This window comes from Acinetobacter sp. YH12072 (genome assembly GCF_013419565.1).
Classification (GTDB): domain Bacteria; phylum Pseudomonadota; class Gammaproteobacteria; order Pseudomonadales; family Moraxellaceae; genus Acinetobacter.
Map to the genome: position 1 here is coordinate 86,079 of NZ_VOZV01000011.1, position 7,506 is coordinate 93,584.

At 41.8% G+C, this 7,506-nt stretch carries 8 protein-coding genes and 4 tRNA genes; 7 read left to right on the forward strand and 5 right to left on the reverse strand.

What is annotated here, in order from left to right; all coding sequences use genetic code 11:
- Window positions 1-270: 270 nt before the first annotated feature.
- The 3 genes from rutD to FTU19_RS06785 all read right to left on the reverse strand — a co-directional run bounded on the left by rutD (window position 271) and on the right by FTU19_RS06785 (window position 2,718).
- Window positions 271-1,062, reverse strand: coding sequence for a pyrimidine utilization protein D (rutD, locus tag FTU19_RS06775; protein ID WP_180130497.1), 792 nt, complete (start codon window positions 1,060-1,062; stop codon window positions 271-273).
- An 80-nt stretch (window positions 1,063-1,142) separates the two neighbouring features.
- Complete coding sequence (locus tag FTU19_RS06780) at window positions 1,143-1,400, reverse strand: hypothetical protein (RefSeq protein WP_004782755.1); 258 nt, start codon at window positions 1,398-1,400, stop codon at window positions 1,143-1,145.
- A gap of 136 nt (window positions 1,401-1,536) precedes the next feature.
- Complete coding sequence (locus tag FTU19_RS06785) at window positions 1,537-2,718, reverse strand: S1C family serine protease (RefSeq protein ID WP_004782756.1); 1,182 nt, start codon at window positions 2,716-2,718, stop codon at window positions 1,537-1,539.
- Between the two features lie 170 nt (window positions 2,719-2,888).
- Between FTU19_RS06785 and FTU19_RS06790 the strand changes: the two genes are divergently transcribed.
- From FTU19_RS06790 to FTU19_RS06820, 7 genes are all read left to right on the forward strand, one after another.
- Window positions 2,889-3,647, forward strand: coding sequence for a Nif3-like dinuclear metal center hexameric protein (locus FTU19_RS06790; protein WP_180130499.1), 759 nt, complete (start codon window positions 2,889-2,891; stop codon window positions 3,645-3,647).
- A gap of 153 nt (window positions 3,648-3,800) precedes the next feature.
- Window positions 3,801-4,427, forward strand: coding sequence for a superoxide dismutase (locus FTU19_RS06795; RefSeq protein ID WP_004782758.1), 627 nt, complete (start codon window positions 3,801-3,803; stop codon window positions 4,425-4,427).
- 147 nt (window positions 4,428-4,574) lie between these two features.
- A tRNA-Asn gene (locus tag FTU19_RS06800) sits at window positions 4,575-4,650 on the forward strand.
- A gap of 6 nt (window positions 4,651-4,656) precedes the next feature.
- Window positions 4,657-4,732, forward strand: a tRNA-Asn gene (locus FTU19_RS06805).
- A gap of 279 nt (window positions 4,733-5,011) precedes the next feature.
- Window positions 5,012-5,087: transfer RNA gene (locus tag FTU19_RS06810), tRNA-Asn, on the forward strand.
- Between the two features lie 6 nt (window positions 5,088-5,093).
- Window positions 5,094-5,169: transfer RNA gene (locus FTU19_RS06815), tRNA-Asn, on the forward strand.
- 71 nt (window positions 5,170-5,240) lie between these two features.
- The gene (locus tag FTU19_RS06820; RefSeq protein ID WP_180130501.1) at window positions 5,241-5,675 is read left to right on the forward strand and encodes a DUF2726 domain-containing protein; all 435 of its coding nucleotides are present in this window, start codon (window positions 5,241-5,243) and stop codon (window positions 5,673-5,675) included.
- A 5-nt stretch (window positions 5,676-5,680) separates the two neighbouring features.
- Here the strand turns inward: FTU19_RS06820 and FTU19_RS06825 are convergent, their stop codons facing one another.
- Both FTU19_RS06825 and FTU19_RS06830 read right to left on the reverse strand, forming a co-directional pair.
- Window positions 5,681-5,941 (reverse strand): hypothetical protein, encoded by a 261-nt coding sequence (locus FTU19_RS06825; protein ID WP_166137104.1) that lies wholly within the window; start codon window positions 5,939-5,941, stop codon window positions 5,681-5,683.
- A gap of 110 nt (window positions 5,942-6,051) precedes the next feature.
- Window positions 6,052-7,302: a S9 family peptidase gene (locus tag FTU19_RS06830; protein ID WP_125279764.1), complete on the reverse strand. Its 1,251-nt coding sequence runs from the start codon at window positions 7,300-7,302 to the stop codon at window positions 6,052-6,054.
- Window positions 7,303-7,506: the final 204 nt, after the last annotated feature.

Consider the following 7,506-nt stretch of genomic DNA (forward strand, 5'->3'; position numbering starts at 1 on the left):
AAGATAAACATTGCAAAGCGTGTGCCAACTATATTTAATTTATAAATATCATACACTTAATATTTTATTTTTTGAATTTTTAGTAAAATATCTATTTTTACCTATGAGTCAATTTTGAACATACTGTTTCATTCAAGTGCACTCGTAGCAATTTGTGCATTTGCAGTTCATGCATCAATTCGAAGTAAAAACCATGCTGATGCTACAAAAATAATTGATTAGAAAAATAAAAAACCAGACAGGAGGTCTGGCTTTTAAAAAATCTTCAAACTAAGTGGAAATCAAGAAGGAAAGGATCAGCTGATTGACCTGATCCGTTTCGGTCACGGTAGATGCATGTGCACCTGTATCAAGCAAACTGAGGTAACTATGCGGCAGGCATTGTTGTAATTGCTGTGACCGTTGATAAGGCACCAGAAAATCATCCTGATTGGCAATCAGATGGATTGGAACATCTTTTAATACTTGCTGATGCTCTTCGTTTAGTTTAAAAGCCTGCACGGCTTGTAGACGCGCCAGAACATTTTGGATCGGTGGAAAGTCTAATAACTGCTTATTTTCTGCTTCGGTTAACTGATCAATATGGGTTGAGATCCACTGCGGCGGATAAAGAAATAAAGCCTGTGCTCTCACATATGCCTCTGCTCCGCTATTCACCAATAACGAAGTCCGTGCCTCGAAACATTTCTGCGTATGGGCATCAAGCTCTCCCCAGGCATTTAACATGGTCAGACTGAGCAGCTTAAACTTTCTTTCAGTTTGATAGGTCGCCAGTTGCATGCCGATATGTCCGCCCAATGCATGCCCGATAAAATGAAACTCTCGAATACCATCATTGATCAATAAATCCAGAATCTGGCAGGCCATATGGTCGATCGAATAAGACATGGGCAAGAGTTCAGAATCTGAATGACAGCCTTCCTGATCATAAGTGACTACATGAAAATGCTGCTGTAAAACTCTAATTTGAGAATTCCAGAAACTGGCATGCCCGCCCAGTCCGGATGAAAGCACCACATAAGGTGCATCTGCCTGTGCTGCAGGATGAATAAATAAAGACATAAATTTCTCATAGTTTCGTTATGAGGTAAATGCAGCAAAATATATGCCTGAACAGGATTTTTTTTGAACAATTGATAAAATTATAGCCAGTAGACATTAAAGCTATAATAAAATTCCTGCACCTCAAAGCGTACGTTATAACCAAGCTCAGTCAGCTCTGCCGAAAGACCCCGAATTTCTTCCAAGGGCAAATGTTTGGGAAATACCGTTAGCACAGCGGTATTGCCCAGTCGGGCATTATCTTCAATCAGTTGAGCCAAGCGAGGCTTGTACATTTCAATATTTAAATTAGCCACGTTCGATAAAATTTTGGCCTGATCTGCAGTCATAAAACTCATTGTTCTTCACTCTTTTTGATTTTTATTCAATGAAGTTAAATGATTTAATTCACATAAAATATTTTTGTTTTGTATCTAATTAAATAAATCGTGCATAAAAAATCCCTCACATGGAGGGATTTTCCTGAAGAAAAAATTACTGACCTGGTAAAGGAATATATTGTGAAGAACTGCTTTGCGTTTTACGTTCACTAATCACCACATCCAGTGTCATAGTTTTTCCAGCGCGTTCTACTTCAATCTGAACAGTACTGTTTGGGGCCTGTAAAGCGACAAAATTAATCAGATGTGAGGCAGAAGTAATCACTTCATTATTCACCTTAATGATTTTATCACCACGCTGGATGCCAGCTTTTGCTGCAGGTCCATTTTCCAGCACTTCAGCGACCACTACACCTGATTCTTTAGGTTGCAATACATCATTACGTTCTGTCGGCAACAGACTGATACCCAGCCAGCCACGAACGACACGGCCATCTTTCAGGATTGCATTCATGACCTGTTGACAGATTTTAGCTGGAATCGCAAAACCAATCCCCAGTGAGCCACCTGTTTGGGAGAAGATTGCTGTATTGACCCCAATCAGGTTACCGGCGACATCAATCAATGCACCACCCGAGTTGCCCGGGTTAATCGCAGCATCTGTCTGAATAAAGTCTTCATAGGTATTGATGCCCAGATCAGAACGGCCTGTCGCAGAAATAATCCCCTGAGTCACGGTTTGACCGACACCAAACGGGTTACCAATAGCCAGAACAACATCACCGACTTCATTGCCACTCAGCTTGAATGGCAAAACTGGCAATTGTTCAAGTTCGATCTTGATTACAGCCAAATCCGTATCTGGGTCTGTACCCACGACCTTGGCTTCGGCACGGCGTCCATCATGTAAAGCCACTACAATCTGGTCTGCCTGTGCAATCACGTGGTTATTGGTCAGGATATAACCATCAGGACGTACAATTACCCCTGAACCCAAACTGTTTTCATTTGGACTTTGACCAAACTGGTCTGGTAACTGATCACCGAAAAATTCACGGAAGACTGGATCTGTCAATAAAGGGTGCGCCTGCTGTTTTACTTTTTGTGTGGTAAAGATATTCACCACCGCAGGTGCTGCGACTTTCACGGCAGCACTATAGGAGACAACCCCTCCAGAACGCGAAGTATCAATCAACGGTTCTACTTTTTCAGCAGGCATTTTTACGCCATCCGGCGCAATCGGTGATTTAGGTTTCTGCAGCTGCTGCCACCCCAAAAAACCGATAATGACTAAAATCAGTAACACCCAAGGTAACCATGTAAAGGTGCGGCGCACTTTGCTATCCTCTAAAATATTTTAATTCGTTGATGACTAAGTAATTTGTATCCTATTGTAATGCCAAATACATAACTAAACACAAAAAAATCCACAGAGATTTGTGCTGCTTTAGTTACAATTGGACATATAGATAAGAATTGGCAAGTTCATCAACTGACAGGAATTTTATGGCGAATTTAAACGATATTATCCGCTGGTGCGATCAGACTTTGGCATCTTCCGAATTTAAGGACTATGCACCGAATGGCTTACAGATCGAAGGCCGCACTGAAGTCAATAAAATTTTATGTGCGGTTACTGCCTCACAAACTGCTATCGAAGCTGCGATTGAACAAGGTGCTGATTTGTTACTAGTTCACCATGGTTATTTCTGGAAAGGTGAAGCCTACCCGATTACCGGGATGCGTGGTAAACGGATTAAAAGCCTGATCCAAAATGATATTTCGCTTGTTGGTTATCACCTGCCTTTAGACAGCCATCCAACTCTGGGAAATAATGCTGCGATTGCAGACCTGCTGGAACTGGAAAACCTGGAACAGCTTGATCCGAGTGAGCGCCGTCCAATTGGGAATATTGGTTATTTAAAACAGGCCATGACGCCAGAAGGATTCAAGGCCTATGTATCAGAAAGACTTGGCTATGATGCGTTGCATTTACCTGCCGAAAAAAACCTGATTCAAAAAGTTGGTTTCTGTACCGGTGGTGCACAGGATTATATTCATAAAGCGGCAGCACAAGACTGTGATGCTTATATTTCTGGCGAAGTCAGTGAGCGTACTTTTTATGATGCTCAGGAACTGGATGTGCATTATTATGCCTGCGGCCACCACGCCACTGAAAAATATGGTGTACAACGTCTGGCTAAAGCTATTTCAGAACAATTTAATATTGAGTATAGTTATTTCGAATTAAACAATCCGATTTAATTTCGATTGGCAAGTACATTGGTGGCTTTATCTTTAAATTTTCAGGCTTTATTCTGTATTGTTATTTATACACAGTGCCCATTTTTGCCTAAGAATCTATTACAATAACCCCACTTATTGTCAAAACCCAGCAAAATGCAAGGAATTGAAAACATGACAACCATTACTTTACCACCATTACCATACGACTACGACGCTCTTGCTCCACACATCAGCAAAGAAACTTTAGAATACCACCACGACAAACACCACAATACATATGTGGTTAACCTGAACAACCTGATCGCTGGTACTGAGCTTGAAGGCAAAACGCTAGAAGAAATCATCAAAGCAACTGCTGGTGATTCATCTAAAGCAGGTGTATTTAACAACGCTGCGCAAGTATGGAACCACACATTCTACTGGAACTGCTTGACTAAAAACGGTGGCGGTAAAGCAACTGGCGCTTTGGCTGCAAAAATTGACGAAGCTTTCGGTTCTTACGAAAAATTCGCTGAAGAGTTCGCAACTGCTGCTGCAACTCAGTTCGGTTCAGGTTGGGCTTGGTTAGTTGCTGATGAAGTAAACGGTAACCTGTCTATCCTTAAAACTTCAAATGCCGACACTCCAATGGCGCACGGTAAAATTGCTGTGTTGACAATCGATGTTTGGGAACATGCTTACTACATCGACTACCGTAACGCTCGTCCTAAATACATCTCTACTTTCCTAGAAAGCCTGGTGAACTGGGACTACGCAAATGCGAAATATGCAGGTCAACCTGCTGGTGTTGAGAAATAATTTTTTATTTCCAGCTTAAAAAATCACCCTTTATGGGTGATTTTTTTATTTTTAGGCCTGAGGTGCATATTAAAAAAGCAAATGATTCATTTCTTTACAGGAATTGATTGACGGTCTTTATTTTCCTGCCTAAAATGCGCATCAGATTCTCCAATAGCTCAGTCGGTAGAGCGACGGACTGTTAATCCGCAGGTCCCTGGTTCGAGCCCAGGTTGGAGAGCCAATCTATTCTCCCATAGCTCAGTCGGTAGAGCGACGGACTGTTAATCCGCAGGTCCCTGGTTCGAGCCCAGGTGGGAGAGCCAAGATTCTGAAAAAACCCACTCATTATGAAGTGGGTTTTTTTATATCTGTCTTTTTGGGATTAAATATCTATATGTGTCCTGTTTGTAGTGTTAGCGACTCGCAACCATGGCAGAGAATAATCACGCTTCCCCTCTACCCTTAATCTAGGTTTACATAAACATAACATTTTGAACTACAATCATTTTTGATTATTTTTAAAACACTTGATTCAGTTTTTTCAGCTTTTTTATAAAAGTGCCTTGACCCCTTTTTAAATCTCTCTATAATCGCTTTCAGATTCTCCAATAGCTCAGTCGGTAGAGCGACGGACTGTTAATCCGCAGGTCCCTGGTTCGAGCCCAGGTTGGAGAGCCAATCTATTCTCCCATAGCTCAGTCGGTAGAGCGACGGACTGTTAATCCGCAGGTCCCTGGTTCGAGCCCAGGTGGGAGAGCCAAGATTCTGAAAAACCCACTCATTGCGAAGTGGGTTTTTTTATTCTTTTCTCTTTTATGATCCGTATTTGATTTGAGTCAGTTTATATTCTTTGTGATTGGCTGTCTGGCAAGCTTTGCCTTAATTTGCCTGCTCTTTCCCCATCTGTTTACCCGCCAGACGAAATTCTATCCCAAGCCTGTCATTACAGCTTTCGAAAGCAAGATGTTTACTCGCCTGAAAGATGCTTTTCCGCATCATCACATTCTGGCACAGGTAGCATTTAGTGCTTTGATCACACATGACAATATGAAAATGCGCAGCAAGTTCAACCGTAAAGTGACCGATTTTGTGGTGATGGACCGGGAATATAATGTGGTGGCGATTATAGAATTGGATGATCCAACCCATATTGGAAAGGAACAGGAAGATGCGGAACGCGATGCGATGCTGATTGCTGCCGGCTATACGGTCGTCCGCTACACTGAAATCCCAACGATCCGGCAGCTACAAAGAGATTTGAGATAAATAGTTTAATGAGAGGAATTTGTTTCAGCTTCGGAAGCAGCTTGAGTTGCTTGAGTCTCCTGCTCTACCTTTGATTTTTCAGCCGCTTCGCGTGCTTCAATCCGGGCAATCATGTCAGCTTGTTGCTGTTTATATTTTTCCTGATTTTTTGCATCACTATTAACAGCTAAAAATGCCATGGTCACCAAAAAAATTGGAACACACAAAGCCAAGGTTCCAAAGATAAGCAGTTTTTTGATACTGCGGGGTTTGGTCTGTTCCGACATAACGAGCCTATACTGATAACCTATAATCTTAAGCCACTATAACAAACTTAAATGATTGCTCAAGGCCTAGCATCACAAGGAATAAAAAGGAGCCGAAGCTCCTTTTAGGATTAAGGATTGACAGAAATACCTGAAGGCATATAGGTATTAATAAAGGTCAGCAGCTGGGTTCTGCTTTGTACAATGGCCTCGGTATGTGAAGCATTCTCTACCTCTACAAAATTCACTGTGGTTCCCATATCTTTCAAGCCCTGTTGTAAAGTATTTGTTACTGGATACGGAACAGCCATATCTGCAGTACCTTGAATGATCATCACAGGAACATTAATTTTTTCAGTTGCAGGCTGATTATTCTCAAGGAACTTTTCAACCGACGAATTATTCTGGAAGTTTTCTACTAATCCCGGATAGTCCACGACTGTTTTTTCCGGATTATTCACCAGATAATCATCAATATCTTGCATATATTCAGTAATCAGTGGCCCTAAACAAAGTCCATTTTCTCCAGTCGTACCTTCTGCCTTTTCAGCCACAATCGCTGCACGGCTTGAAAATATATTGCGATAGTTAAAGCCTGGTTCATAAGCTTTAATCCCTACAGCCACATAAGCCGCATATGCCAATAATTCTGCATAGACCGCTTTCGCAGCATTATCTTGTCCAGCCTCAACCAAAGCACTAAGCGCTTGCGGTGCTACTTCACTGATAATATAGCCCAGACTTGAGGCCGGAGCTGCTGCAACTGCCGCCTTATAATTTGGATCTTCATCGGCAAACTGGGCTGTTGCAAGTGATGCGTGTCCTCCCTGGGATTGTCCCACTGAAACCCAAGCACCATTAAATCGATTTCCTTGTTGTTCTTTAAAGGCTCTTACTGCATAGATAGCCGATTGTGCCGCACTTTTTAAATTTAAATAAGGATGGATCCCCCGAGTACCTAATCCTTCATAATCGGGTGCAACAATCACATATCCCTGTGCAAGCAAGCTGCTGGCCAATCCTCTAAAATTATTATTCAGCTGGTTATTACTTGGTGCACAAGAATCACCGCTACCCACCGTGCCATGTTCCCAAACCACCACCCTCCATCCGTCTTGAGGTTGAGGCGTATTTGGATAAAATACCATGGCTGTCGCTTCAGCCCGTTCACCATTTACGTTTGGCATATTATAGCGTATGACTTGAATATCCGATGCTTCAGGCAAGGTATCCTCATCATAAGACTGTTGACTTAAAAATACCCTTTCTTGTGGTCGGAACGAATCATTGTCATCGTCATTACACGCAGTCATGAATAATGACATGGAACATACCAGTGCCAGACAGGTTTTTTTGAAACCGTTTTTCACTACATTATTCATATTCTAATCCCTTATTGTTGTTTATGATTTTCATGAAGAATCTTGAATTAAGCATAAAAAAAAGCACCCTTATAGGATAATGCCAGTCAGTTAAGAAATTGACTGGCATTTTCTTGGGTATTTCAGTGGTTTACCTTTCACAACTCTTGGGCAACTTCTAACCCTCCTCTCAGGCAAAACATACCTCCTAGATTTCTCCAGTAA

Excerpts from the sequence above, each read along its gene's own strand:
- rutD (WP_180130497.1), bottom strand. The coding sequence starts at position 1,062 with ATGTCTTTATTTATTCATCCTGCAGCACAGGCAGATGCACCTTATGTG.
- FTU19_RS06830 (WP_125279764.1), bottom strand. The coding sequence starts at position 7,302 with ATGAATAATGTAGTGAAAAACGGTTTCAAAAAAACCTGTCTGGCACTG.
- FTU19_RS06790 (WP_180130499.1), top strand. The coding sequence starts at position 2,889 with ATGGCGAATTTAAACGATATTATCCGCTGGTGCGATCAGACTTTGGCA.
- FTU19_RS06825 (WP_166137104.1), bottom strand. The coding sequence starts at position 5,941 with ATGTCGGAACAGACCAAACCCCGCAGTATCAAAAAACTGCTTATCTTT.
- FTU19_RS06780 (WP_004782755.1), bottom strand. The coding sequence starts at position 1,400 with ATGAGTTTTATGACTGCAGATCAGGCCAAAATTTTATCGAACGTGGCT.
- FTU19_RS06795 (WP_004782758.1), top strand. The coding sequence starts at position 3,801 with ATGACAACCATTACTTTACCACCATTACCATACGACTACGACGCTCTT.